Annotated in this window: 24 protein-coding genes; 11 read left to right on the forward strand and 13 right to left on the reverse strand. The window is 62.8% G+C overall.

Annotated elements, in window-relative coordinates:
• Positions 1–109: 109 nt before the first annotated feature.
• Positions 110–1,294 (forward strand): inorganic phosphate transporter, encoded by a 1,185-nt coding sequence (locus NGM68_RS04250; RefSeq protein WP_252700406.1) that lies wholly within the window; start codon positions 110–112, stop codon positions 1,292–1,294.
• A gap of 77 nt (positions 1,295–1,371) precedes the next feature.
• On the forward strand, positions 1,372–2,136 hold the full coding sequence (locus NGM68_RS04255; RefSeq protein WP_252700407.1) for a hypothetical protein: 765 nt from the start codon (positions 1,372–1,374) through the stop codon (positions 2,134–2,136).
• Between the two features lie 95 nt (positions 2,137–2,231).
• Here the strand turns inward: NGM68_RS04255 and NGM68_RS04260 are convergent, their stop codons facing one another.
• Positions 2,232–3,641 (reverse strand): hemolysin family protein, encoded by a 1,410-nt coding sequence (locus NGM68_RS04260; protein ID WP_252700408.1) that lies wholly within the window; start codon positions 3,639–3,641, stop codon positions 2,232–2,234.
• Positions 3,642–3,743: 102 nt separating this feature from the next.
• On the opposite strand from NGM68_RS04260, the gene NGM68_RS04265 reads away from it, so the two are divergent.
• Both NGM68_RS04265 and NGM68_RS04270 read left to right on the forward strand, forming a co-directional pair.
• On the forward strand, positions 3,744–4,073 hold the full coding sequence (locus tag NGM68_RS04265; protein ID WP_252700409.1) for a glutathione S-transferase N-terminal domain-containing protein: 330 nt from the start codon (positions 3,744–3,746) through the stop codon (positions 4,071–4,073).
• Positions 4,073–4,585 (forward strand): redoxin domain-containing protein, encoded by a 513-nt coding sequence (locus NGM68_RS04270; RefSeq protein ID WP_252700410.1) that lies wholly within the window; start codon positions 4,073–4,075, stop codon positions 4,583–4,585. Before NGM68_RS04265 ends, NGM68_RS04270 begins: the two co-directional genes overlap by 1 nt.
• Positions 4,586–4,646: 61 nt before the next feature.
• Here the strand turns inward: NGM68_RS04270 and NGM68_RS04275 are convergent, their stop codons facing one another.
• From NGM68_RS04275 to NGM68_RS04290, 4 genes are all read right to left on the reverse strand, one after another.
• The gene (locus NGM68_RS04275) at positions 4,647–5,498 is read right to left on the reverse strand and encodes a glycerophosphodiester phosphodiesterase (protein WP_252700411.1); all 852 of its coding nucleotides are present in this window, start codon (positions 5,496–5,498) and stop codon (positions 4,647–4,649) included.
• 129 nt (positions 5,499–5,627) lie between these two features.
• Positions 5,628–6,302 carry an Sjogren's syndrome/scleroderma autoantigen 1 family protein gene (locus NGM68_RS04280; RefSeq protein ID WP_252700412.1) on the reverse strand — a complete coding sequence of 225 codons (675 nt, stop codon included), beginning with the start codon at positions 6,300–6,302 and terminating at the stop codon, positions 5,628–5,630.
• Between the two features lie 126 nt (positions 6,303–6,428).
• A complete protein-coding gene (locus tag NGM68_RS04285) occupies positions 6,429–6,884 on the reverse strand; it encodes a GNAT family N-acetyltransferase (protein WP_252700413.1) in 456 nt (151 codons plus the stop codon).
• A gap of 67 nt (positions 6,885–6,951) precedes the next feature.
• On the reverse strand, positions 6,952–7,398 hold the full coding sequence (locus NGM68_RS04290) for a TIGR00725 family protein (protein ID WP_252701377.1): 447 nt from the start codon (positions 7,396–7,398) through the stop codon (positions 6,952–6,954).
• Positions 7,399–7,580: 182 nt separating this feature from the next.
• Between NGM68_RS04290 and NGM68_RS04295 the strand changes: the two genes are divergently transcribed.
• Both NGM68_RS04295 and mdh read left to right on the forward strand, forming a co-directional pair.
• Positions 7,581–8,393 (forward strand): alpha/beta fold hydrolase, encoded by an 813-nt coding sequence (locus NGM68_RS04295; RefSeq protein ID WP_252700414.1) that lies wholly within the window; start codon positions 7,581–7,583, stop codon positions 8,391–8,393.
• A gap of 191 nt (positions 8,394–8,584) precedes the next feature.
• Positions 8,585–9,499, forward strand: coding sequence for a malate dehydrogenase (mdh, locus tag NGM68_RS04300; protein ID WP_252700415.1), 915 nt, complete (start codon positions 8,585–8,587; stop codon positions 9,497–9,499).
• Between the two features lie 208 nt (positions 9,500–9,707).
• Here mdh and NGM68_RS04305 read toward each other — a convergent pair whose 3' ends face one another.
• Positions 9,708–11,087: a signal recognition particle protein Srp54 gene (locus tag NGM68_RS04305; RefSeq protein ID WP_252700416.1), complete on the reverse strand. Its 1,380-nt coding sequence runs from the start codon at positions 11,085–11,087 to the stop codon at positions 9,708–9,710.
• A 193-nt stretch (positions 11,088–11,280) separates the two neighbouring features.
• Between NGM68_RS04305 and NGM68_RS04310 the strand changes: the two genes are divergently transcribed.
• The gene (locus NGM68_RS04310; RefSeq protein WP_252700417.1) at positions 11,281–12,195 is read left to right on the forward strand and encodes an AEC family transporter; all 915 of its coding nucleotides are present in this window, start codon (positions 11,281–11,283) and stop codon (positions 12,193–12,195) included.
• 275 nt (positions 12,196–12,470) lie between these two features.
• Positions 12,471–12,974 carry a metallophosphoesterase gene (locus tag NGM68_RS04315; RefSeq protein ID WP_252700418.1) on the forward strand — a complete coding sequence of 168 codons (504 nt, stop codon included), beginning with the start codon at positions 12,471–12,473 and terminating at the stop codon, positions 12,972–12,974.
• Positions 12,975–13,280: 306 nt separating this feature from the next.
• On the opposite strand, the gene NGM68_RS04320 is transcribed toward NGM68_RS04315, so the two are convergent.
• Positions 13,281–15,206, reverse strand: a complete 1,926-nt coding sequence (locus NGM68_RS04320) for a hypothetical protein (protein WP_252700419.1) — start codon at positions 15,204–15,206, stop codon at positions 13,281–13,283.
• 167 nt (positions 15,207–15,373) lie between these two features.
• On the opposite strand from NGM68_RS04320, the gene NGM68_RS04325 reads away from it, so the two are divergent.
• Entirely contained in the window at positions 15,374–16,621 is a 1,248-nt protein-coding gene (locus NGM68_RS04325; RefSeq protein WP_252700420.1) for a tRNA (N(6)-L-threonylcarbamoyladenosine(37)-C(2))-methylthiotransferase, read from the forward strand.
• Positions 16,622–16,665: 44 nt separating this feature from the next.
• Here NGM68_RS04325 and NGM68_RS04330 read toward each other — a convergent pair whose 3' ends face one another.
• The gene (locus tag NGM68_RS04330) at positions 16,666–17,217 is read right to left on the reverse strand and encodes an HIT family protein (protein ID WP_252700421.1); all 552 of its coding nucleotides are present in this window, start codon (positions 17,215–17,217) and stop codon (positions 16,666–16,668) included.
• A gap of 311 nt (positions 17,218–17,528) precedes the next feature.
• On the opposite strand from NGM68_RS04330, the gene NGM68_RS04335 reads away from it, so the two are divergent.
• Complete coding sequence (locus NGM68_RS04335; protein WP_252700422.1) at positions 17,529–17,729, forward strand: DUF7835 family putative zinc beta-ribbon protein; 201 nt, start codon at positions 17,529–17,531, stop codon at positions 17,727–17,729.
• A gap of 142 nt (positions 17,730–17,871) precedes the next feature.
• Here NGM68_RS04335 and map read toward each other — a convergent pair whose 3' ends face one another.
• From map to NGM68_RS04360, 5 genes are all read right to left on the reverse strand, one after another.
• Entirely contained in the window at positions 17,872–18,771 is a 900-nt protein-coding gene (gene map, locus NGM68_RS04340) for a type II methionyl aminopeptidase (RefSeq protein WP_252700423.1), read from the reverse strand.
• Positions 18,772–18,831: 60 nt separating this feature from the next.
• Positions 18,832–19,029, reverse strand: a complete 198-nt coding sequence (locus tag NGM68_RS04345) for a hypothetical protein (protein ID WP_252700424.1) — start codon at positions 19,027–19,029, stop codon at positions 18,832–18,834.
• A gap of 111 nt (positions 19,030–19,140) precedes the next feature.
• On the reverse strand, positions 19,141–20,100 hold the full coding sequence (locus NGM68_RS04350) for a DUF368 domain-containing protein (protein WP_252700425.1): 960 nt from the start codon (positions 20,098–20,100) through the stop codon (positions 19,141–19,143).
• A gap of 196 nt (positions 20,101–20,296) precedes the next feature.
• Positions 20,297–20,737 carry a thiol-disulfide oxidoreductase DCC family protein gene (locus NGM68_RS04355; RefSeq protein ID WP_252700426.1) on the reverse strand — a complete coding sequence of 147 codons (441 nt, stop codon included), beginning with the start codon at positions 20,735–20,737 and terminating at the stop codon, positions 20,297–20,299.
• 131 nt (positions 20,738–20,868) lie between these two features.
• Positions 20,869–23,403, reverse strand: a complete 2,535-nt coding sequence (locus NGM68_RS04360) for a DEAD/DEAH box helicase (protein WP_252700427.1) — start codon at positions 23,401–23,403, stop codon at positions 20,869–20,871.
• Between the two features lie 137 nt (positions 23,404–23,540).
• Between NGM68_RS04360 and NGM68_RS04365 the strand changes: the two genes are divergently transcribed.
• A complete protein-coding gene (locus tag NGM68_RS04365; protein WP_252700428.1) occupies positions 23,541–24,044 on the forward strand; it encodes a TspO/MBR family protein in 504 nt (167 codons plus the stop codon).
• The last annotated feature ends 28 nt before the right edge of the window (positions 24,045–24,072 follow it).

The raw sequence follows: 24,072 nt of genomic DNA on the forward strand, positions 1-24,072 counted from the left end.
GGTTCGAGAACGTTGGTGGTGCACCGACGTGACCGTTTCGTGTCGGCCAGTCCAGTCACTGCAGGTCGGCACACACTTGTATCGGCCGCGAGAAGGGAGGCGGTAGGTAATGGTCGAGCTCGTCACGATCCTGACGTTCGCGCTGGCCGCCCTCGCGAGCCTCTTTATGGCCTGGGCCATCGGCGCTGGCTCGAGCGGTTCGACCCCCTTCGCACCGGCAGTCGGGGCCAACGCCATCTCGGTGATGCGAGCAGGGTTTCTGGTCGGCCTGCTCGGCTTTTTGGGGGCCGTCTTGCAGGGGGCGAACGTCTCCGAAGCGGTCGGGACGGAGCTGATAGACGGTGTCGTCCTCTCACCGGTTGCGGCAACGCTCGGACTGACGATCGCAGCCGTCCTGGTCGCAATCGGCGTCTTCGCTGGCTACCCGATCGCGACCGCGTTTACTGTGACGGGCTCGGTGATCGGCGTCGGCCTCGCGATGGGTGGTGACCCGGCCTGGGCGAAGTACCAGGAGATCGGAGCCCTCTGGATTCTCACGCCGTTCGTCGGCGGCGGGAGCGCCTACGCTATTGCCAGAATCCTCCGTGAGGAGCTGTTCTCCGAACGTGTGCTCATCGTTGGACTCGCGGCGCTCGTCGGCGTCATCGTCGCGAACATCGAGTTCGCCGTCCTCGGATCCAACGGCGGCGCATCGATCGCCGTCGCCGCCGCTCGCGAACTCCCCGGCTCCCTGTTGGTCGGCATCGTCGCTATCACGGCACTGCTGGCTACCCTCTGGGGGCTCGTCTTCTGGTTCGACACGCGAGCGGACGTCGAACGCGGCGAACGTCACTTTCTGCTCGTTCTCGGCGGACTGGTCGCCTTCTCGGCTGGTGGCAGTCAAGTCGGACTCGCCATCGGCCCGCTCATCCCGTTATCCGGCGACCTCGAGATTCCGCTACTCGCGTTGCTCGTCGGTGGTGGCTTCGGCTTGCTCCTTGGCTCCTGGACCGGTGCGCCACGGATGATCAAAGCGATCGCTCAGGATTATTCCTCGCTCGGCCCGAGACGCTCGATCGCTGCGTTGATCCCGTCGTTCGCCATCGCCCAGGTAGCCGTCTTCTACGGAATTCCGGTCTCGTTCAACGAAATCATCGTGAGTTCGATCATCGGCAGCGGATACGCTGCCTCGACTGGCGGCGGCGTGAGTGCCCGGAAGATGGGCTACACCGTTCTCGCGTGGGTCGGGTCGCTCGCAGGTTCGGTCGTCCTGTCGTACACTGGCTATCTGCTCGTGAGTTGGCTGTTGCTGTGATGACGGTTCGAACCCGTCTGCCGGAGTCGAGACCGGGAGATCGAACAGTCTTTATCGTCACAGAAGCGAGCACGAGTATGGCAGAGGCCCAGCGGATCCAGTGGCGACGGGATACGAGTACCTCCCGGACGGTTCGGACGCTCTGGTCGCTCGGCGTCGGGACGTTTTTCGCGACCATTACGATCATCGTTTTCTGGCGGCTGTTCATGTTGACTGGCCAGGCCGGCACGCAGGTGCTCTCGATCACGGTCATCGAGGGGGTATCACTCACGCTCACCACCTGGCAGGTGCTGGTAGTCGGTGTGACACTCGGCGTCACCGTAACGATTCTCGCACTCGGCGTGAGTCGCCATCCCGGTGCACACCTTCGTGGTCTTGCCTCCCGTCTCTCGCTCCCGTCACCTGGTGAGGGAGCTCTCCAGCGGGCGGTCGACGCCGCCGTCGGCACCGTCGTCATGATGGCCATCCTCGGGGGATTGATCGGTGCCGCACGGGTCGTCTCACAGGGTGATTTGCTCGCCGTCGGTGCCGGCCCGTTCACGTTCGTCGCTGCGCTCTCGATCCCACTCGCATTGCTCGCGCTCGTCCTCGCTTCGTTCCTGAGCTCCGTCGGTACGATCGACGAAGACGACGGTGCCCTCTACCTCTTCGACCCCGAGGAGCGAATCGCCCTCGAGCATCTCGAGGCCGTGTCCGTCCGTGCAATCGGCGAGACGGCCATCGTCAGCCTCGAGTACGCCCAGCCGGATGGCCAGTACGTGCCAGGGCCGCGTCGACTGGTCGTTCCCCTCCCCGTGGCTCGGGAGCTAGAAGGGGTCGTTTCCACGTCGTCGCAGATGTAGGTATGCGGTGACACGGTTACAGGGGTGGAACGTCGAGCATAGATTCGTCGCCGAAACAGCCAGGCGTGCTCGAACGGTGCTCACCTGTTTCCGGTTCACCCGTCGTCGTTTCCGTTGTCGTTCTCGCCGCCCTCGTCGCTCTCGTCTCCGTTCTCGAGGTCGTCCTCGTCCTCGGTTGGCGCCTTCTCGAGTCTGGCTTTCATGATCCGGGTGTTCTCGACCTCTTCGACCGTGATGTCGACGCCGTCTTCTTCGTAGTGCATCTCTTCACCCTCCTCGACCAGCCGTCCGGCGCGGTTGAAGATGAAGCCGGCAATGGTCTCGAACTCCTCGCCTTCGGGCAACTCGATGTCGAGGGCTTCGTTGACGTCCTCGATGTTGACTTCGCCGCGCACGATGACGGTGAAGTCGTCGAGGTACTCGATTGGCTCTTCCTCGCCGCCCTCGAGAATTTCGCCGACGATCTCCTCGACCAGATCCTCCATGGTGACCAGCCCCTCGGTCGTTCCGAATTCGTCGATGACGATGGCCATGTGCGTCCGGTTTTCGCGCATCTCCCGGAGCAACTCGTCGACGTTTTTCGATTCAGGCACGTGCAACGTCGGCCGGAGGACATCGTCCATTTTCAGATCGGTCGACTCGCCGTAGTTGAGGTCGCGAACGAGGTCGCGAATGTGGACGACGCCCTGGATGTTGTCGAGACTTCCTTCGTACACCGGAATTCGGGCGTGTCCGCTCTGGATGCTCGTTTCGATCGCCTCGTCGATCCCTGCCTCTCGCGGCACCGCCGTCATGTCGAGTCGGGGGGTCATCACCTCCTTGACGATGGTCTGGTTGAACCGGAAGATCCGGGTCAACATCTCGTGTTCTTCCTCCTCGAGGACGCCCTCGCGTTCGCCTGATTCGATCATCTCCTGGATCTCGTCCCGGGTCACGTAGGGTGTCTCGATGGCGCCGGTCGAGCCAGTAACTTGGTTGACCAGGCGGGTGAGGTAATCGAAGAGGACGACCAGCGGGTACAGCAGGTACTCGGTTGCCTTCAGCGGTTTGGCGATCCGAACCGACCAGGTTTCGGTATTCTCGACGGCGTAGGATTTGGGCGCGCTCTCGCCGAACAGTAATACGATGGCCGTAATGCCCAACGTCGCGAAGATGACGCCGTACAGGCCGCCGAGGTGGATCGAGATGACGGCCGTCGCGATCGAAGACATAGCGATGTTGACGATGTTGTTCCCGACGAGAATCGTCACCAGCAACCGATGTGGGTCGTCCTTGAGCGCTTTCACGCGGTCGGCACCGGGAACTTCCTCCTCGACCATTCCCTCGACGCGGTGTTTCGGTAGTGAGAACATCGCGATCTCGGACGAGGAGAAAAACCCGGACAATCCGATGAGAATAACGACTGCCAGTGCACCGAGAAGCGTCACTGTCGACTCATCGATTTCCCCGCCAACGAGTGGCACCTCGTACGCGAGCACCACGGCCTCGAACAACGAATACGGCATTGACTCCCTGACCTTTCTCACGCGACTGATTAACCCTTTGCCCTTTTCGTCCCGGATCGCCGCCGACGATACCGTTTTCGGGCTCCTCTCCCAATGGCTGGCATGGCCACGTCCACAGACCCACCGCGAACCCTGTACCGACTACAGGCCTGTCCCTACTGCGAACGCGTCGCTCGACGCCTGCAGGAGTACGATCTCGAGTATCGATCACGATTCGTCGAACCGCTGCACTCGAAGCGAGACGTCGTCAAACGGGTCGCTGGTGTCCGAACCGTTCCCGTCCTCGTCGACGAGGAAACCGGCGCGACGATGGCTGAAAGCGCGAACATCGTCGACTACCTGGATGCGACCTATGGCGACGGCTCGCGGACGGACGGCGATGATCTGCGGACGGACGAAGATGACCCGACCACGGACGGAGGCGATGCCTGATGCCCGACTTCGACGTGGTCGAACTCGAGCCACCAGCGAACCCCGACGTCGGCGAGGAGGCTCCCGACTTCACCCGACCGCTCGTCTCCCGGGAGTTCTGGGCTGATCGGGCGCTGACGTCGCTGCTCGAGGACGACGAGCGCGTCGTGGTAGTGTTCACTCCGATGATCGGCTCGTTTGTCTGCCAGTACGTCTGGGACGAACTCGCCGAACGCGGCTGGGACGAGCGGGGCGTCCGTATCGTCGGCGTCACGGCGTCGACGCCCTATTCGATATCGGGTTTCCTCGAGGAACGTGATCTCCCGTTCGAGATCGTTGCGGATCCGGCGAACGGGGTCGCCGAGAAATACGGGATCGCTCACGACCTCGACGACATGGCCGGCATCGCCGAACCCAGACTCGCCTTCTTTACGATCGACTCGGATCGACGCGTCGAGGCCGCGTGGGTCGCTACCGAGTGGCCTGAGTTCCCCGACTACGACGACCTCGAGGCGATGCTTGGGCTCGAGTAGCCACTGGGACGAAGACCGTCTCGAGAGCGGTAGTCTCCCACCCGGAATTATACTGAACGGTTCACGAGTCGAGACTCGAGTCACTGCCTCCGGCATCGAGGCCGGGATAGTCGACGATGATCCCGTCGACGCCGGCCACCCGTAGCTGTTCGAACTGCACCCAGGTGTCGATCGTCCAGACGTTCACGAGCCGACCCTCGCCGTGGGCGATCTCGAGGACGTCGATCGACGGCTCGTCATCGCCCAACCCAGCGTACGATTGACCTGCTAGCCCTGTTCCCGTGATCGCGTTTCGCGGCAGATTGATCGCTTCACAGTCGTATCGTCGGGCGATCTCGACCCCGGCTTCGAGATCACCCCAGACGAGCGTAGCCGCCGGGTATTCGTGGGCGACGTTTCTGGCCGCTGCCAGCGCCCCCTCACAGAACGACGAGAATATCACCTCGCCGTCGAATCGGTCGCAGTCGGCGACGACCCGCTCGACGAACGGCTCCCACAGCGCGCGCTGGTCGTCCCTGGCGGCTTCCTCGAGGTTGACGCCCGGCTGAATCGACGACGAGCCCGGGTTTTTGAGTTCTACGTTGACCCCTATACTCGAGGGGAGGGCATCGAACACCGCCTCGAGCGTCGGCACCGACTCCTCTGTGGCGAGCACGCGCGTCTTCGAGAGCGTCTCGAGTGACGTCTCCCAGAGCACCCCTTCGCCGTCCGTAATCGGCTGCCCGTCACGGGTTCCCTCGAGACGATTGTCGTGAAAGACCACCGGCGTCCCGCAGGCGGCGGGCTGGACGTCGAGTTCGATCATGGTCGTTTCGGATTGGCTGGCGCTCGAGCGGAACGCGGTGAGCGTGTTCTCGGGATATACTCCGGCGAATCCACGGTGGGCGATAACTGCTGGCTTTGGCGTAGTCATAACTGGAGGCAACGCGGGAGTGTGAGTTGTATGTTCTGGCGTGGCGGCCGCTCGGCGGATTCGACCACTCCCGAATCACGAGGGCTGTCAGGGGTCTCGAAGTCCCTCGAAAAGTGCGTCTGGGACGTGCTACTGGCGTAGCGTCCCCAGCGTCTCCGCTGCCTCGTGGGCCGCCTCGAGACACTCCTTCGCGTACCGCGGATCGTCGGCCTCGGCTGCCGCCGCCGCAAAGCGCTCGAGGGCGGCCACGAGTGCGTCGGTGGCGGTCTCGAGGTCGCCGTCGACTGGCGGGGATGCACTCGTTCCGTGTGGTGTCGGATACTGTGGTGATCGTTCCCCGGCCGCTGGTGATGGTGACGCTGTCGGCGACGATGTTGCCTGGTGTTCGGGACTGGCGCGTTCCACTCGCCCCGATTCGGGGGCTGTCACGTCGGTACGTCCATCGGAACCACCAATTGTCGAGTCGGCTGGAGCGGTGGTGTCTGCAGCACCTGTCCCACCGTCGTTGCTCCGCTCGCTTGCGTCGGAAACTGCCGTCTCGGTGGATTGCTGGTCACTTGCTTCCCGTTGTTGGTCACCAACGGAGGCCTCGACGCCCTCCGGCCCCCCGTGACAGCTCGGACAGAACGTCGTCCCCTGCTGACGGAAGAGTGGATCGCCACAGACGTCACAGTGTGTGTTCGTCATCGTCGCCCCCTTCAACAGGAGGTCACTCATCCGCTGGGTCGCCTCGCGGTCTTGCTGATCGCGCTCGTACTTCTTCCGAAGCTTTTCGCGTTCGGCTTCCTTGTCGAAATCGCTCATATCGGGTCTATTGCGCTCCGATGTCGAAAAAGCTGCGCCCCATCGTCGTCGTTTTTATCGCGAGGTGGTCTCGGATCTATCTAAACAGTGTCACGATCGACCGAACTCCCACCCACGCACCCCGCATCACTCCACCCGGTGATACATCCCTTTCGAGGCGGGCCGGGTCTCTTCGAACCCGAATCGCTCGTAGAAGCCGTCGACGTCGGCGATCAGGTTCACGTAGGCAGTCTCGGGGGCGGTCTCCTCGATGTACGCCCACAGGCTTTCCATGATCCGCGTTCCCAGTCCTGTCCCCTGGTGGTCGGGGTGGACTGCCATATCCGAAATGTGGTAGACTGCACCGTCGTCGCCGACGATACGACCCATGCCGACGATGTCACCTGTCGGCTCGTGGATTACGTGGACGGCGAACACCGAGTTCGGCAACCCGCGTTCGACCGCCTCGAGCGACCGCGGGGCCATCCCGGCGGCCTTCCGGAGCGCGAGAAACGCATCGGGAGTCGGTGCGGTGGGCTCGAGTCGGTAGCTGCCGTCTGCTGTGGGTGTCTCGGTCGGTGTGCTATCAGCACCATCGCTCATGGATACTGTGAGATCGCACGCGGTGAAGGCGGTGTCGACTCGGTTAGACCAACGGCACTGGTCGCTTTCAGTCGCTGACGGCTCGTTCGACGGCATCGATGGCTCTGGCGGCCGTCTCGACGCCCTCGATCTCGGGCACGTCGTGGGTCTCGAGGCCGACGACCGGTCGCCCGTAGATCAACGCGAACCCGATCTCGGTGAGCGTTCCCGGCCCGCCCGTGAGTGCGATGACGGCGTCGCCATTGAGCGGTACCATCGCGTTTCGGGCGTGGCCGAGCCCCGTGGCGATCGCCACGTCGACGTACGGATTCGCCTCCGAGCGCTGGCTCGAGGGAAGGATCCCGATGGTCTCCCCGCCTTCGGCTTTCGCTCCCTCGCATACCGCTTCCATCGTTCCGCCGCGGCCGCCACAGACGACCGTGTGATTCCGGCGACCCAACTCACGACCAACCGCCATTGCCCGTTCACGCTGTTCGTCCGTGATCGTGCCGCCGCCGATGACGCTAACGCGCATACTCGAGGTGGCACCGCGAGGGGGCAAGGAGGATTCGATTCGCTCGAGCGCCGTTGGTGGAGTCCGCTCGACTCGAGACACTTCGCCGGCCAGGGAGCGCCAGGCCGTTCGGTGGATGTGGATGCTGCGGGTGTCCGCCACCGTGACAGGATTATCTCCCTGGTAGGCGTGCGTTCTCTGTCATGCCGATCATCCAGTGTAACGGGGCCGACCTTTACTACGAAGCGCACGGATCGGGCCACTCTATCGTCTTCCTCCACGGCGCGTGGGCCGGGTGTCGGTACTTCGAATCGCAGCTGACTGGGCTGTCCACCGAGTATCACACCGTTGCGTTCGATTTTCGTGGACACGGCAGATCCGAACCGACCGATACCGGACACACCCTGGCGCAGTACGCTCGAGACCTCCAGGCCGTTCTCGATCAGCTCTCGCTCGAGGACGTCGTCCTCGTCGGCTGGTCGCTGGGAGCGATCGTCTCCTGGGAATACGTCGATCAGTTCGGTACCGACCGTGTCTCCGGTCTCGTCGACGTCGATATGGAACCGTGCCCGATGGAACGGGACGACTACGAGTATGGTTCCTACAGCGTCGACGGCCTCAAAGCACTCAACAGGCGTATCCAGTCCGATCAGGCGGCGGTCATCGACGAAACGATCGACCTCCTGCTCAAAGACGTACCGTCCCGAGAACGTCGTATCATGATGTACGATGAAATGTCTCGAACGCCGCCACCGATCAAGAGTGCGATGCTCCTGGAACTGGTCTGTGATTACCGGGCAGTCTTGCCCGATATCGACGTCCCGACGCTCGTCTGCGCCGGTGCGGACGAGACGTGGCGGAGTGTCCCGGCCGTCGAGTACGCGGCCGAACTCGTCCCCGATGCTCGAGTCGAATTGTTCGAAGAAAGTGGGCACTGTCTCACCATCGAGGAACCGGAACGGTTCAATCGCGTGGTGAGCGAGTTTGTCGACGCTCGCTGCTATCGTCGTCACTGATATCTGCGCGTATGTCATCTCCAACCTCCATCGATTACGCCCGCTCGATTCGTCGTTGTGCCTCTGACCGCTACGATCGCTACCGCTTTCTCGAGCGGTATTCGTCAATTGACGTTCAACACATCGTCACATCACGCGAACATGCCGTTTTCGACGGATTTAACGCCAGGGCGGGTGGATTTTCACGTGGTATGACGAAAGTTAGCGTGATCGGCGCGGCCGGCACCGTCGGTGCCGCGGCGGGCTACAACATCGCACTGCGGGGGATCGCGGACGAACTCGTCTTCGTGGACATTCCGGACATGGAAGACGACACGATCGGCCAGGCAGCCGACGTCAACCACGGCGCTGCCTACGATTCGAACACGGTCGTTCGCCAGGGCGACTATTCGGCCACCGAGGGGTCTGACGTCGTGGTCATCACCGCGGGCATCCCGCGTCAGCCAGGACAGACTCGAATCGACCTCGCGGGGGACAACGCGCCGATCATGGAGGATATCGGCTCCTCGCTCGCCGAGTACAACGACGACTTCGTGACGATCACGACGTCGAACCCGGTTGACCTGCTCAACCGCCACCTCTACGAGGTCGGCGACCGCTCCCGGGAGAAAGTGATCGGCTTCGGCGGGCGTCTCGACTCCGCCCGCTTCCGGTACGTCCTCTCCCAGCGCTACGACGCTCCGGTCGGAAACGTCGACGCGACCATCCTGGGCGAACACGGCGATGCCCAGGTACCGGCGTTCTCGAAGGTTCGCGTCAACGGCGAGGATCTCGGGTTCACCGACGACGAGAAAGACGAAATTCTGACCGAACTCCAGACCTCGGCGATGAACGTCATCGAGAAGAAAGGCGCGACCGAGTGGGGGCCAGCGACCGGCGTCGCTCACATGGTCGAAGCCGTCATCCGCGACACCGGCGAAGTCCTGCCCGCGAGCGTCAAACTCGAGGGCGAGTTCGGGCACGAGGACACCGCCTTCGGCGTCCCCTGCAAGCTGGGTGCCAACGGCGTCGAGGAAATCGTCGAGTGGGAGCTCTCGGCGTACGAGCGCGAACAACTCGGCGAGGCGGCCGAAAAGCTCGAAGAGCAGTACGAGAAGATCGCGTAAACGGCGACTCGAGTCCGTTCCGGTTTTTGTGTCGACGCAGTACACCCAGGAGCGCTCCGTAGCCGTTGCTCGACCGTTCGATGATTCTCGAGGGGAGTGTGTCTCCACCATGTCAGTACCGAACTCGAGAAGCGGCCACTCTCGGGTCGAGCAACTCGAAACCGTGAGCGAACTAGTCTGCAGAACCGATCTCGGAGACGAGCGCCTCTCAGAACGGGCCGCCGCCCATCCCGCCACCGCCCTGCTGTTGCATCTGTTGCATCATCCGCTGCATCTCCTTGTCCGACCCCATCCCCTGGAACTGCTTGATGGTGCGCTCCATCATCTTGAACTGCTGGAGGAGTTCCCGGACGCTCTCCTCGGAGGTACCCGATCCGCGGGCGATGCGCCGAATCTGACTCGCGCCGATGGCGCGCGGATACTCCTTTTCGGCGTCAGTCATCGAGTCCATGATGACCGAGAACGTGTGCATCCGATCCTGGGTGACGTCCATCGCGTCGTCGGGCAGCTGGTCTTTGATTCCGCCGCCGAAGCCGGGGATCATGTCGAGCACCTGGTCGAGCGGCCCCATGTTGTTCATCGCCTCCATCTGCTTTTGCATGTCGTTGAGCGTGAACTGCCCCTCGAGCATGTTCTCCGGATCCCAGTCGTCTTCGTCCTCGCCGGTCTGTTCCATCGCGCGCTCGACGCGTTCGGCGAGCTGACCCAGGTCACCCATCCCGAGCAGTCGGGAGATGAAGCCGTTGGGCTCGAAGCGTTCGATGTCCTGAACCTCCTCACCGGTACCGAGGAACGCGATCGAGGAGTCGGTCTGATCGACGGCAGTCAGGGCACCCCCACCCTTCGCCGTCCCGTCAAGTTTCGTGATGACGACGCCGTCGATGCCGACCGACTCGTCGAACTGTTGAGCCTGGTCTTTCGCGCCCTGCCCAATCGCCGCGTCGAGGACGAGCAATCCGACGTCGGGATCGACGACGTCCTCGATGTCCTCGATCTCGTCGATCAGGTCGTCCTCGAGGGCGTGGCGACCGGCGGTGTCCACGATGTGGACGTCGGCCTCGCTCGTCGCTTCAAGGCCGTCGCGGGCGATCTGGACGGGGTCGTCGGCGTCGGGGTCGCCGTAGAAGTCGACCTCCGCACGGCGGCACATCTCCTTTGCCTGGTCGTAGGCACCGGGGCGGAACGTGTCCGTCTGGATCACAGCCGGACGCAGCCCCTTCGTCGAGAACCACCACGCCATCTTCGCGGACGTGGTCGTCTTCCCCGACCCCTGGAGGCCGGCCAGCAGGATCGTCTGCTCTTCGAGTGGTAGTTCGGTCGACTCCCCGATGAGGCCGACGAGTTCTTCGTAGACGATACGGAGGACGAAGTCGCGTGCCGGCGTGCCGGCGGGTGGCTCTTCCTCGAGTGAGCGCGTCTTGATGTTGTCCGAGAGCTCCATCACCAGGGAGACGTCAACGTCGGCCGAGAGCAGCGAGCGCTGGATCTCCTTGACGACCTCCTCGACGTCCTCCTCGGAGATACGGGATTTGCCGCGGAGTTTGTCGAGGGTGCCCCGGAGGGAGCTCCCGAGATCGTCGAGTACCATTTGTCCCTTGATAGGCGACGATGCGGTTAAAGCCTTGTCCGTTGGGCTGGCCGTCGGGGGGCATCCTTCTCCTGGGTGCTCGAGCGTCGCCTCTTTGCTCTTGGAACGTCCCCGATGCTCGCTCTAGCGTCGGTCGCCGGTACCGTTTACCCCGATCAGAACGGTCAAATGCTCGAGTCCTCTGGTGGTTGCTATGGAGGTGGCGTTCCGGCTGTTGGCACTGCTTGCGGTGTTGCTCGCCGGAACCGGATTGCGAACGATCGGTGTCTTGAACGCGACCCGAACGGAGCGGCTGAACGCGGTCGCCTACTACGGAGCGCTCCCGGCACTGATTTTCGTCGCAACGTACGATCAGGCGATCGGCTCGCTGGTGTCGCCGGCGCTGTTCGCAGGCGTGCTTCTCGTTTTGCTCTCGACGGCGATTCTCGCCTGGCTCGTCCATCGGAACCGTACCACGGACGAGCGCCGGGGCGTCGCCATCATCCAGTCCTATCACACCAATCTGGCGTATCTCGGGGTTCCGCTCGTCGCGGCGACGTTCGACGCGAACGTCACGGCCATCGCTATCGTGGTTCTCGGCATCGCGTCCCTGATCCAGATCCCGTTGACGATCGTTCTCCTCGTGGCGCTTAACGGCGCTGACACCGACCTGCGTTACCAACTGTCGCGGCTGGCGACGAACCCAATTCTGTTGGCGCTGGTGGCCGGCGCGCTCGTCGGGTCGATCGCCGTCCCCATCCCGGGAACGGTCGTCGTCTGTCTCGACGCTCTCGCCGCACTTGCCCTGCCGCTCGCCTTGCTCTGTGTGGGGGCATCCCTCGAGATCGATCTCCCGGACGTCGACCCCGTCGCAACTGGCGCGGTTACCGCCGTCAAAGTCGCCGCAATGCCCGCCATCGCGTGGCTCGTCTTCTCCGCACTGGCGGTCGACGACGACACGTTCACCGCCGCCGTGGTCATGCTGGCGATGCCGACGGCCGTCTCGACGTACGTCTTCTCGAGCGAACTCGGCGGTGACGAGCAGTTCGCCTCCCTGAACGTGTTCGTCACGACCGTAGTCGGCGTCGCGACGGTGCTGATCGTCGTAATGCTGCTCGGTGGCACCTGAGTGTTACATCCCCTCGGTGGTGTTCAACGTACACGAAGGCCGAACTGCAACCGATCTAACCCCACGAACACCTCCCGCTTTCATTCCATCCGTGTCGGCTGCCCGAACAGCCACTGTGGGCGGGAATGAAAGGGGCTGGCACGATCGATTCCCTGAGTCGAGCGTGCCGGGAGCTTTCGTCGTGGTTGCACCGCGATCCGAGTACGTGCGGTGGTTTCTGAACCCGCCCCACACTCGTACAAACGTTCTTGTACGTGCCGACAGCCACCTCGAGTATGCACGTCGGACTCGTCGCCGATACACACGACAACCTCGAGGCTATCGACCGGGCAACCGACATCTTCGAACAGGAGGGCGTCGACGTGATCGTCCACTGTGGGGACTTCGTCGCCCCGCCCGCGCTCGCTCCGTTCGAGGGTTTCGAACTGCACGGCGTCCTGGGAAACAACGACGGCGAAGTGCTGGGGCTCGCGGCGGCCTTCGATTCGCTGGGGAACCAGAGCGAACTCCACGGCCGCTTCGCCAGCCTCGAGTTCGATGGCCTCTCGATAGCCGCCCTCCACGGCGAGTCATTCGAGACGGTCGACGCGGTAGCTGCCTCAGAAACCTACGATCTCGTCTGTTACGGGCATCACCACGAACGGGAGCACCGCGAATCGGGTCGAGCGACGATCGTCAACCCGGGTGCTCACTTCCCGACGGTACCCGACGAACACCGGACGGTAGCCATTCTCGATACACTCACGGAGACGGTGCGATTCCGGTCGGTGCTCGAGTGAGTGTGGCGTCTTCGCGCGTTATCGTTGCAGTGACTGACTTCACGGCGAACTCGTCTTTATACTGGGCCGCGTCCGCCCAAAAGCTTCAAAATAGGACACATTTTGGTTCGGAAACTATAGTATTATGCTCCACATACTGTAGTTCAGACTGATCTCGAGCCCATCACCTTTACTGGCCACTTGTCGACGAACGTGATAGCAGTAGCCCACCAGGTGGTGAATGCCACCCCTGATTTCGAAGTTCCACACCACAGAGCAACCGCTGTCCGTCGCGTTACTCGTCAAAAAACCGACCGCGTATGGTCGTCAGTAGAACTTTCGGTACGCCACGAACAGGCCACCGACCACGGCGACGCCGATGAGGGCAGTCGTCGTATCGACAGGCAGCAGGGAGGAGTCATCCCCGGTCGCATCCTCGAGATAGGAGCGCACCTCGTCTTCGTCGATCGATGGGAACTCACGATCCCACTCGCCGGGCAGGTGGACGTCCGTGTCCTCGCCGACGTGACGTTTCTCACGCACTTCGGACTCGTCTGCGTTCGCACCGACGTAGCCCTCGGCAGTGATGTAGAACGTCGTGGTTCCGTCTTCGGTTTCGGCGTGGACGGCCGACACGGTCAGTTCGTCGTCGACCTCGAAGGGAACACCTTCGAGTTCGGTCATGTCTTCGAACGCCATCGCCGCCTCGAACTCTGCTTCTTCTTCGGTCACGGACATGGTCGCTCGTGCGATTTCGAACTCGGCTTCGCGGAAGCTCTGAATCGCTTCGAGCACCTCGTCGTCGATCATCGGATCGTTTTCGATGGCTGTCTCGTACTCGTCGAGGACTTGCTCGAGCATCGCGTCCTCGGTGGACTCGAAGTCGTAGGTGACGTGGAGTTCGTCGCCAACGGTTTCCGCGTCGAAGGTCAACTCGGTCTCGGCGGCGAACTGCTCGACGCCGCGGTCTTCGAGTTCGGAGACGTAGTCAGCCCAGTTCTCGGCGTCAGAAGTCATGCTGAACTCGAGGGTCGTCTGGTCGGGCGTCTCGCTCGTGTAGAACTCGATCTCGTTCGTCTGGACGAGATCCGACGCTTGCTGGGCTTCGAGCATCGCCCGCACTTCGTCGAACTGGTCGGCCATCTCGTCGTCGACGTCGTCGATCGATTCGGCGACCTCGACGACGCCTAGAACGACCTCGTCGTAGTTGTCGAGCTCGACGTTCCAGTCGACGGTCACCTGCGACCCATCTGGCTGAACCGAGACGTGCATCTCATCGATTTCGAGGGCGACGAGTCGGTCAGCGATCGCGCGTGCTTCGGTCTCATCGAAGTCGAACTCCGGATCCTGCTGGAGGTTCATCGCGATCATCTCGCTCAGCTGGTCGTTGATCCCGGTGAACTCTACCGTGTACTCGAGTTCGACCATGTCCCCGCTGTAGGCGTAGGATTCGAGGGTCACGTCAGCCTGGCCACCGAGACCCATGGCGACGCCCCGGTACTCGTTCTCGAGGGTGGTTCGGGCGTCCGCTTCACTCTCCCAGTTCCCTTCCGCGTAGGACGGAACCGATCGGATCTCGCTCACGGACAGGTCGTACTGGTCGCCATCCTGGGTGAGCGTGAGGTCGATTGCCTCGTCGTTAGTCGGTCCGGGTTCAGCACCCATCTCCATCGTCATCATGCCGGTGGAACTGAACGTCGTGGCGGTGGTCTCGGTGGTTGCTTCGAACTCGACCCACTGTTCGTCCTCGACCCAGTTATCCTCGACGACAGTCATCGCGAAGTCGATGTCGGAGTGATAGTTCGTCGACGACTGCTCAAGGTCGACGCTGGCCTCGAATTCCTCGAGATCCTCGGTGTCGGTGAACGTCAGATCGGCCGAACTGGCGACCGTTTCCGGCGTCATGTACATCGACATGTCGCCGGTCATCCCGAGTTCGTCCTGGGCGTCCTCGTCCATCTCGCTAAAGTTAGCGTTGTAGAGGACGTGCATCAGTCCGGTCTGGGTCTCGAGTCCGAACGACCCGGCGACTGCTTGCGCCTCGGGGTCGTCGCTCGTTTCCTCGTAGACGAGGACGGCGTCACCGTCCTCGGTTACGTACACTTCGTCCGCTTCGTCGGCACCATCGACGTTCTCTGGGGCTTCTTGGGTGGACGCGAGCGAAGACGATCCGGCCGCCATCGCCGTTGCACCCAGGCTCGCGACGAGCAGGAGCGCCAGAAGGAGGGCACCAATTTGTTTCCCACGATTCATACACTGGAATATGAAATCTTGGAAGTATAATACTTTCTGTAGGGTCGTGCTGTCACCTCGCATGGTTCCGGCGGTGAACGTGGGACGAGCTAGCAAGATGGGGCGTTCACAGGCCGCAGCAATCCGTCGGGCTTTTGACCGCGGACGCCCCAGACGGTACCAGACGAATGGCCCGCTATCACATCGAAACGTACGGCTGTACGTCGAATCGCGGCGAGAGCCGCGAGATCGAGCGACGGCTTCGCGATGCGGGTCACTATCGCGTCGACGGTCCCAGGGCCGCCGACGTGGCAATCTTGAACACCTGTACCGTCGTCGAGAAGACCGAGCGAAACATGCTCGAGCGCGCGGCAGAACTCAGCGAGGAGACTGCCGACCTGTTCGTCACGGGCTGCATGGCGCTCGCCCAGGGCGAGGAGTTCGCGGGCGTCGACGCCGAGGTACTCCACTGGGACGAGGTACCGACGGCGATCACAAACGGCGAGTGTCCGACGACGACCCCCGACGCCGAACCGATCCTGGACGGCGTCGTCGGCATTCTCCCGATCGCTCGTGGCTGTATGTCCGACTGTTCGTACTGCATCACCAAGCAGGCGACGGGCAAGATAGAGTCACCGCCGGTCGAGGAGAACGTCGAGAAAGCGCGCGCGCTCGTTCACGCCGGAGCGAAAGAGATCCGAATCACCGGCCAGGACACCGGCGTCTACGGCTGGGATACGGGCGAACGCAAGCTCCACGAACTCCTCGAGCGAATCTGCGCCATCGAGGGCGACTTCCGTGTCCGCGTGGGCATGGCGAACCCGAAGGGTGTCCACGGCATCCGCGAGGAACTCGCCGCGGTGTTCGTCGAAAACGACGAACTGTACAACTTCTTGCACGCCCCCGTCCAGTCCGGGAGTGACGACGTCCTCGGTGACATGCGCCGGCAACACCAGGTTCGTGAATACCTCGAGATCGTCGAGACGTTCGACGCATCCCTCGAGTACTGGACGCTGTCGACCGACTTCATCGTCGGCTTCCCGACCGAAACCGACCATGATCACGAGCAGTCGATGGCCCTCCTGCGCGAAACGCGACCGGAGAAGATCAACGTCACCCGGTTCTCGAAGCGACCCGGCACCGACGCCGCCGGGATGAAGGGGCTGGGCGGGACGATCAAGAAGGAACGCTCGAAGGCCATGTCCGAACTCAAGATGGAGATTGTCGGGGCGGCCTACGAGGAGATGGTCGGCGAAACCCGGGAAAACGTCCTGGTCGTCGAGGAGGGCACCGGCGACTCCGTGAAGTGTCGGGACGAGGCCTATCGACAGCTCATCGTCCAGCACGCCAGCGAATACGACCTCGTGCCCGGTGACTTCGTCGACCTCGAGGTGACGAGCGCGAACACAGTGTACGCGTTCGCCGAGCCGTTCTAACTCGCTTTTTATCGCCTGCCAGGGCCGACAGTCGATGGATGCGCTCACTCGCCGTCGAACCTGAACCTGACGGCGCTATCTTCGTCCGGAACGATCGCCCCGTCCTGTGCGGCGAACGCCTCGTGCAGCAGGTCGTAGGTGTCCTCGAGCGCTTCGACGATCACCGTCGTCTCGCTGAGCACCGGCATGAAGTTCGTGTCGCCCTCCCAGCGTGGGACGACGTGGGTGTGGAGGTGATCGTCGATCGAGCCACCAGCGCCCTCGCCGAGGTTCAGCCCGGTGTTGAATCCATCCGGCGAGAGCCCAGCCTCGAGCGCGTCGAACGTGCGCTGTTTGAGGCGGGCGTGATCGAGCAGTTGCTCGTTGGTGAGGTCGGTGTACTCGCCCGTGTGTGCGTGCGGGATCACCATCACGTGTCCCGGATTGTACGGCGCGTTGTTCAACAGGACGAACGCGTGTAGGCTTCGGGCGACGAGCAGGTTCTCGCGCTCCTCGGGCCACTCGGGAAGCTCACAGAACACGCACTCGTCGACGTCGGGATTTTTGTCCTCGCGTCGAATCCACTCGATGCGCCACGGCGCGAACACCTGTTTCATAATCGGATCCACTCGAGACGGCGACATAGAAGCATCGGGACGACGACAGCGTACGAACGTCCGCTCGAGTGGGTCGGAACCGTTATTGCCACGTGATACCCTTCACCACGCCGTCTCGCGGTAATCCAAACTTATTCTATTGTCACTTCATTACAGATATAGTGAAATAATTTCTTATATGAGGTTATGAACTATCTAAAACTCTCTGAGAGGTCTATCGGGTGTATTACCACCCCATCTTGCGTTTTTCACAACTCACAACTCGAAATGAAGCGCGGGTTTAATAGCCTCCTAACGTAAGTAATCTCTCAATGGCAACGACAGACAACTCATTTAACGGGATGACCGAACACTGTGAAAACTGCAACCTGGAGACCCTCCACGAGGTGAACGTCCAGATCCGCACCGAGAGTTTGAAAAAGGAGAACGCCCAGTTCTCACGCGAACCGTACCGCGTTACCGAGTGCCAGGGCTGTGGGCACCGCTCAAGCCAGCGGATGAACAACGCCTGAGACGGTACCAACGTCCCCGCTCGTTGCCCGCTCTCACCACCGATCCGTAGGGTTTTCTCGATTTTCGCGACGGGGAAGGTACGTCGCCGATACCGACCATCACACGCAGCAGCAATAGCTCTCGAGTTGGTGGCGCGGTCGATCAGGCTCGAGTCGTCACGTCACACCCGTCCTCGGTGATGATGAGCGTGTGTTCTTTCTGGCTGACCAGACACCCTTCGTCCTCTTTGAGTACCGGGTAGCCGTGAACTACGTTTTGGCGTTTCAGTCGGCGTAGCGCCATCTCGGGACGGTCGGTCTCGAGCCAGCGGGTTGCGAACGGGAGCGTGCGGAACTCTTCCGTTATCTGCTCGAGTGCCTCTCGGGCTTGCCGGTTGCGGACGGCGGCCTCCCGCTCGAGGGAGAAGATCTCCTCGCTCGTTCCCTCAGTGACCTTCCCGCCGCCGTCGGTTGCGAACGGTTCGATAGCGACGACGTCGCCGACCTCGAGGGTCGTCCCCTGGGAGACCGCCCGGTTCGGGATGTTCGGACTGGTGTGTTGTTCCCAGTGGCCCAGGCCGTGGCCGGTGAGGTTGACGACGGGGTTGTAGCCGTAGCCGTCGATGACGCTCTCGATTTCCGCGCCAATGTCACCGGTGTCGACGCCCGGTTCGATCATGTCGATCGCCGTCTCCAGGGCCTCCTCGGATGCCTCGACGAGCTCAGGGTTCCCGGAGAGATCGACCGTGATTGCGGTGTCGGCGAGCCAGCCGTCGATGTGGACGCCGATGTCGAGGTTGATCATCTCCTCGCCAAACGTCGACTCGTCGTCGATCGATGGCGTCCGGTGGGCGGCCTCCTCGTCGATCGAGATGTTCACCGGGAAGGCGGGGTTCCCGCCGAGTTCACGGATCCGATCTTCGGCGTACTCGGCGATTTCGAGGTGGCTCACGCCGACGTCGACGCGGTCGACGGTCTCTTCGCGAACCTGTGCAAGAATCTCGCCGGCTTCGCGGTGTTTCTCGTATTGCTCCGACTCGAGGTCGATCGCGGTGTCGCTCATGCCAGGTGATTAGATGGGTCAGTAAAAAGGGGTTGCGTCACCGGCCGACCACACACGACCTCAGCGCCGAACGCCTTTCACGACGCTCTGGGCAACCAGTCCAACGAGTGCCCACTTCCAGGCGAGGGCGGCGACGACGAGTAGTGCCATCGCTCGCAGTTTCGAGCCGTTCTCGAGGGCCCGTTTCGCTTCGACGACGACGGAGACGACGGTCAGCGTGCGGGTTGCACTCGAACCGAGGAATCGCTTGAGTACCATACGGGCAGGAGGGGACGAAGCGGGATAAGCCGCCCGCCGGGACGCGCAAGCGGTCAGTGACTGGTTCTCGAGCTCGAGCGCCGACGGATCACGCCTTCGAGCGCCGATCGTTTACTCGGGATCGAACCCGCCCGTGAGATAATCGAGTGCCACGAGGACGATTGCACCGACGAGTGTCCAGCCTGCAGCCAGCGCGATGGTCTCGACCGTCCACGTGTGGTGCTCGCTGATGTTGTGCAAGGGTGCCGGCGTCGAGCCCGCGATCAGACTCACCAGGAAGATCAGCGTCAGGTTCCGATGGCGCTCGAGCGCCCGTCGGACGAGGCGAGCGATGGTCAACAGCCCTACCAGCCCGCCCGCCACGAACAGGACGACGGTGGTTCCCGGATCGACGACGGCCTCGAGCGATCCGCCACCGAGGAGCCCCCCAAGCCCGGAGAGGAACGCACTCAGTTCGCTCGAGAGGAAGACGTACTGGCCGAGCAGGATCAAAATGAGCGAGCCAGAGATTCCCGGAAGGATCATCGCGCTGATGGCGAGTGCACCCGCCAGAAGGATTACGATCCCGCCGCTACCCGGCAAGGTGATGACGTTCGCCGCGACGAGTAAGGCGAGTGAGACGCCGGCGAGCGCCGCGAGCACGTGTTCACGGGTCGAGATGCACAGGCCGCGGTAGAGGACGATTGCCGACGCGCCGATGAGGCCCGTGAAGAACCCAAAGAGGGGAACGGGGTGGGTATTCGCAAGGGTCGAAACCGCACTCGCGATCAGCGCCACGGCGGTCACCATTCCCACGCCGAGTGGCAAGAGGAACTGAACGTCCATCTCGAGGATCGCCTCGCGTGCGCGGTCTCGGTGAGCGGGGTGGTATCCTCGCAGAACGGCCACTATTCGCCCCGGGGTAATCGCGGTGATGGCGGCGATTAGTCGTGCGTAGAACCCGAGTAACAATGCTACGGTACCGCCGGAGACGCCCGGCAGCGCGTCGGCGGTACCCATACAGAGGCCGTAGGCGTACACGCGAAAGATGGACAGGCGGTCGAGGAGATGCTCCTGGACGTTATAGCCCACGTCCGAACACCTCTCGAGCGGTTGCTCCCCTCGAGCACCAAAAAGGGCGCTCGAGCGGATAGTCAGCAGACATTGCTGGTGCGTACTTCGTGGAGCCTATAAAACGATTGCACTCGCTGCACGCGAGGAGTCGGCGATGATGGTGGTGTCGTATTGGGTGTGATGGCTTCGTTCCGTTCGCGTTCTCTTTCGTCCTTCAGTCGTCCTCGGGCCCAACACCCGACTCGAGGAACCGATCCTGGAGGTTCCCCGTCGGCATCATACACTGGTCTTTCTTGCCGAACCAGCGATAGCGTCGGTTGGCGACAAAGTCGTAACACCAGTTCCGGAATCGCTTTGGAAGGACGCGAAACGGCCAGAGCAGCCGATAGAGTCCGCCGAGGTGGTACGCAGTCCGGAGCGCAGCGCCTGATTTGACGTAGACGTCGTCACCCTCGATCAGGACGACCGACTCGAGTTCGTCCGTCGGCAGGTCGTGTCGCTCGAGGAGTTCGACGCCGGCGGGCGACTGCAGGGAGGCGTAGTAAAACCGTTCGTCGTCGTCCCGTGGCGCGATGTACTGGACGAACCCGTTACAGAGGTTGCAAACGCCGTCGAAGAGGATGATCGGATCGTCGTCCGGAATCTCGGCGCTCATCTCAGGTCTGGAATTGGGCGTGTCGACAGTTCAGCGTTCCGATTGACGAGGGCGAGGCACACGTCTCGAGGGTAGAGAGGTAGGTTGATCTCGAGCCGGCAACCGCCCACCAGGGGGCAGGCACTACAGAGCTACGACGAGTTCGATCCCGATCCGGTTCCAGTATACTCACTCCCGATTACCTCTCGCATCCGCTCGGCGGTGACCGAACCGACGCCGTCGGCCGCCTGCAACTCGTCTTCGCTGGCGATCATGACCGCCTCGACGGTGCCGAACTCCTCGAGCAACGACCGGGCGGTTACCGGCCCGATTTCGGCGATCGAGGAGACGACGTACTCCTGTTGTTCGCCGAGGGTCTTCGCCCCCTTCTCGCCGTGAACCGAGACCTCGCGGCTCGAGACCTGCTGTTCGCGGGTGGCCATCGTCGCCAGCAATTCGGTCGTGTCGGCCTCGCTCTCGGTTCGGAGGACGCTCGCGCCGAAGTCGACGGCCAGGCTCGAGAGCGCCCCCCGGATCGCGTTCGGGTGGACGTCCCGCTGTTCGTAGATGCCCTCGCCCTCGACGATGACGACCGGTCGCGAGTAGTGACGGGCCATCGCCCCGACCTGCTCGAACACCGAGCGGTCGCCACTGACGAGCGAGTCGACGAAGTCGGCGACCGACTTTCGCTCGACGACGACCCGGTCGGAGCAGACGTAGTCGCCGACGTCGAGCGTCTCGAGGCGGATCTCGATCTCCTCGCGGCGGGAGAGATCGCGGGCGATGTTCGCGTCCATCTCCCGCTGGTCGGCGACGATTTCGACGACGTCGCCCCCGGCGCTGGGTTCGTGTACCTCGAAGGGATCGGATTGCTCGTCCTCGCTGTCCTCGCTGGCTTCGCTGCCGTCGCTGTGCCTGCTTCCGTCGTCGTCCGTTTCGACGCCTTCCCTGTCTCCTGACTCGTCGGCCGCACTCGAGTCGGCGTCCGCCGCGAAATCCTGTAATCCGGGCTGGATGTCATCCCCAACGCTTCCACTCGTGTTCCCTGCACTCGATGTGGATCTGCCGCCCGATCCATCCCCGTTCGAACCGGTGTCGAACGCCTCGAGTGACTGTTGAGCATCGTCGAGTTCGGACTCGAGGTCGCTAGCCATCCCCTTTAGCTCGCGCAACTCACTTTTCATCTCCTTCTCGCGCCGTCGCGAGATCCAGAAATACGCCTCGTCGCGGGTGTCATCGGCCATCAGGACGACGACGCGTCCCTCGGACTGGCGGCCGGTTCGCCCCTTGCGCTGTATCGAACGAATCGCCGTCGGCACTGGTTCGTAAAACAGCACGAGGTCGACTTCGGGCACGTCGAGGCCCTCCTCGGCCACCGAGGTGGAGACGAGCACCTCGAACTCGCCGGCCCGGAACGCGTCGAGCACCTCCTGTTGTTGGTTCTGGGTCATCCCGTCACTGCCCTCCCGATCCCCCTGCCCGACGAAGCGTTTGGCGTCGAAGCTCTCGTTCAGGAAGTCGGTCAAGGCTTCGGCCGTATCCCGGGACTCGGTGAAGACGATGACCCGTTCGCCGCCCTCGAGCCCCAGCGTCTCCGCGAGCAGCATCCGCGTCTTGCGGTACTTGGGGTGGAGTTCGTCGAACGACTCCGCCCGTCGCATCGCTTCGCGCACCCGCGGATCGCTCACGAGACGCTGGCTCGCCTTCGAGGCACCCGACGTGCGAGCCTGGTTGCGCTGGCGTTCGAAGTACCGCCGCAACGCCTCCACGCTCTGTGTTTCGACCAGGGTGACGGCCTGGCGCAGTTTCATCACCTCCGCGTGCACCGACATCCCCTTGAACCCCTCCGATTGGTCGTTGTTGATCAGTTTCTGGAGCTCCGCGCGCATCCGGTTGAGATCCTTCTGGGACTGGTCGGGCTGGGTCGACCGCGCCACGCCCAGCTCCTTGAGTTTCTCGAGGCGCTCGCTGATCACCTCGTTCAGCGCATCCCGGATCTCGATCACCTCGTCGGGCAGGTCGATGCGCTCCCACTCGACTTCGGTGTCGTGGGTGAACTCGGCGACATCGGCGTCCTCCTCGGTCATCACTTCGACCTCCCGCAGCCCGAGGTTTTCACAGACCTCGAGGATGGCCTCCTCGTCACCACCGGGCGAGGCCGACATCCCAGTCACCAACGGACGATCGGCGTCGGCGTGGTAGCGCTCGGCGATGTAATTGTAGGCGTAGTCGCCGGTGGCCCGGTGGCACTCGTCGAACGTGATGTGTGTGACGTCGGCAAGCGAGATCCGAGAGCCCACCAGGTCGTTTTCGATCACCTGCGGGGTCGCCATGATCACCGTCGCGTCCTGCCACAGCGCCGCTCGGTCGTCGGGGCTGACGTCGCCGGTGAAGACGACGATTTCGTCGTCGGGAATCCGGAGTGCCTCCCGGTAGAAGTCGGCGTGTTGCTGGACGAGCGGTTTCGTCGGGGCGAGCATCAACGACTTTCCGCCGACCTCGTCGAGGCGTCGCGCCGTGACAAGTAGGCTCACTGTCGTCTTCCCCAGCCCCGTCGGGAGGCAGACGAGGGTGTGGTCGTTCGCCGCGGTGCCGGCGAGTTTCAGCTGGTAGAGGCGACGCTCGAGGAAGTCAGGCTCGAGCAGGGGGTGGTCGATGGAAGGCGGGTGCTCGTCCGTCGCGGCCATTGCCCGTGATTCGACGCGGTCGCTGTTAAGGGTTGAGATACCGTGGTGAAAGTAAACGGTGGCGACCAGTCATCGGAGGTGCGCTCGAGTGGCCGGGTATCTATCGTGTTCGATACCGTATAGGGTATATGGACGAAATGACTGCGAGGGGCGGGTCGACAGACCGCTCGCTCGAGCGAACGGACATCCTCGAGGCCGTGGCGTTCGTCGTCGCGATCAACGTCGTTGGCGGCCTCCCGGGAATTATCTCGAGCCCCGATAGCGCCTGGTTTCGCGACCTCGAGAAACCCGGCTTCTACCCACCCGAAATCGCGTTCCCCGTGGTCTGGACGCTCCTGTTCACGCTGATGGGCGTCGCTCTCTGGCTGATCTGGCGCTCCTCGAGGACGGGTCGAACTCTCGCGCTCGGTCTCTTCGTCGCGCAGATGGCGGTCAACGTGGCCTGGACGCCCGTCTTCTTTGGCCTCGGAGAACTGTTCGCCGGCCTCGTCGTCATCGCCTCCCTCTGGGTGCTGGTCGCCGCAACGATCGTCGCGTTCCGGGCCGTCGACCGTCGCGCGGCGGCGCTGCTCGTTCCCTATCTCCTCTGGGTGACGTTCGCGGCCGTGCTCAACTACGAACTCTGGCGGCTCAACAGCTGACGCTGCGTCCCTTCCTGCAAACCCGCAC

Source organism: Natronosalvus vescus (genome assembly GCF_023973145.1).
Taxonomy (GTDB): domain Archaea; phylum Halobacteriota; class Halobacteria; order Halobacteriales; family Natrialbaceae; genus Natronosalvus; species Natronosalvus vescus.

Bases quoted from the DNA above. Each gene is read 5' to 3' on its own strand.
- NGM68_RS04250 (WP_252700406.1), top strand. From the start codon at position 110: ATGGTCGAGCTCGTCACGATCCTGACGTTCGCGCTGGCCGCCCTCGCG.
- NGM68_RS04255 (WP_252700407.1), top strand. From the start codon at position 1,372: ATGGCAGAGGCCCAGCGGATCCAGTGGCGACGGGATACGAGTACCTCC.
- NGM68_RS04260 (WP_252700408.1), bottom strand. From the start codon at position 3,641: ATGCCGTATTCGTTGTTCGAGGCCGTGGTGCTCGCGTACGAGGTGCCA.
- NGM68_RS04265 (WP_252700409.1), top strand. From the start codon at position 3,744: ATGGCCACGTCCACAGACCCACCGCGAACCCTGTACCGACTACAGGCC.
- NGM68_RS04270 (WP_252700410.1), top strand. From the start codon at position 4,073: ATGCCCGACTTCGACGTGGTCGAACTCGAGCCACCAGCGAACCCCGAC.
- NGM68_RS04275 (WP_252700411.1), bottom strand. From the start codon at position 5,498: ATGACTACGCCAAAGCCAGCAGTTATCGCCCACCGTGGATTCGCCGGA.
- NGM68_RS04280 (WP_252700412.1), bottom strand. From the start codon at position 6,302: ATGAGCGATTTCGACAAGGAAGCCGAACGCGAAAAGCTTCGGAAGAAG.
- NGM68_RS04285 (WP_252700413.1), bottom strand. From the start codon at position 6,884: ATGAGCGATGGTGCTGATAGCACACCGACCGAGACACCCACAGCAGAC.
- NGM68_RS04290 (WP_252701377.1), bottom strand. From the start codon at position 7,398: ATGCGCGTTAGCGTCATCGGCGGCGGCACGATCACGGACGAACAGCGT.
- NGM68_RS04295 (WP_252700414.1), top strand. From the start codon at position 7,581: ATGCCGATCATCCAGTGTAACGGGGCCGACCTTTACTACGAAGCGCAC.
- mdh (WP_252700415.1), top strand. From the start codon at position 8,585: ATGACGAAAGTTAGCGTGATCGGCGCGGCCGGCACCGTCGGTGCCGCG.
- NGM68_RS04305 (WP_252700416.1), bottom strand. From the start codon at position 11,087: ATGGTACTCGACGATCTCGGGAGCTCCCTCCGGGGCACCCTCGACAAA.
- NGM68_RS04310 (WP_252700417.1), top strand. From the start codon at position 11,281: ATGGAGGTGGCGTTCCGGCTGTTGGCACTGCTTGCGGTGTTGCTCGCC.
- NGM68_RS04315 (WP_252700418.1), top strand. From the start codon at position 12,471: ATGCACGTCGGACTCGTCGCCGATACACACGACAACCTCGAGGCTATC.
- NGM68_RS04320 (WP_252700419.1), bottom strand. From the start codon at position 15,206: ATGAATCGTGGGAAACAAATTGGTGCCCTCCTTCTGGCGCTCCTGCTC.
- NGM68_RS04325 (WP_252700420.1), top strand. From the start codon at position 15,374: ATGGCCCGCTATCACATCGAAACGTACGGCTGTACGTCGAATCGCGGC.
- NGM68_RS04330 (WP_252700421.1), bottom strand. From the start codon at position 17,217: ATGAAACAGGTGTTCGCGCCGTGGCGCATCGAGTGGATTCGACGCGAG.
- NGM68_RS04335 (WP_252700422.1), top strand. From the start codon at position 17,529: ATGGCAACGACAGACAACTCATTTAACGGGATGACCGAACACTGTGAA.
- map (WP_252700423.1), bottom strand. From the start codon at position 18,771: ATGAGCGACACCGCGATCGACCTCGAGTCGGAGCAATACGAGAAACAC.
- NGM68_RS04345 (WP_252700424.1), bottom strand. From the start codon at position 19,029: ATGGTACTCAAGCGATTCCTCGGTTCGAGTGCAACCCGCACGCTGACC.
- NGM68_RS04355 (WP_252700426.1), bottom strand. From the start codon at position 20,737: ATGAGCGCCGAGATTCCGGACGACGATCCGATCATCCTCTTCGACGGC.
- NGM68_RS04360 (WP_252700427.1), bottom strand. From the start codon at position 23,403: ATGGCCGCGACGGACGAGCACCCGCCTTCCATCGACCACCCCCTGCTC.
- NGM68_RS04365 (WP_252700428.1), top strand. From the start codon at position 23,541: ATGACTGCGAGGGGCGGGTCGACAGACCGCTCGCTCGAGCGAACGGAC.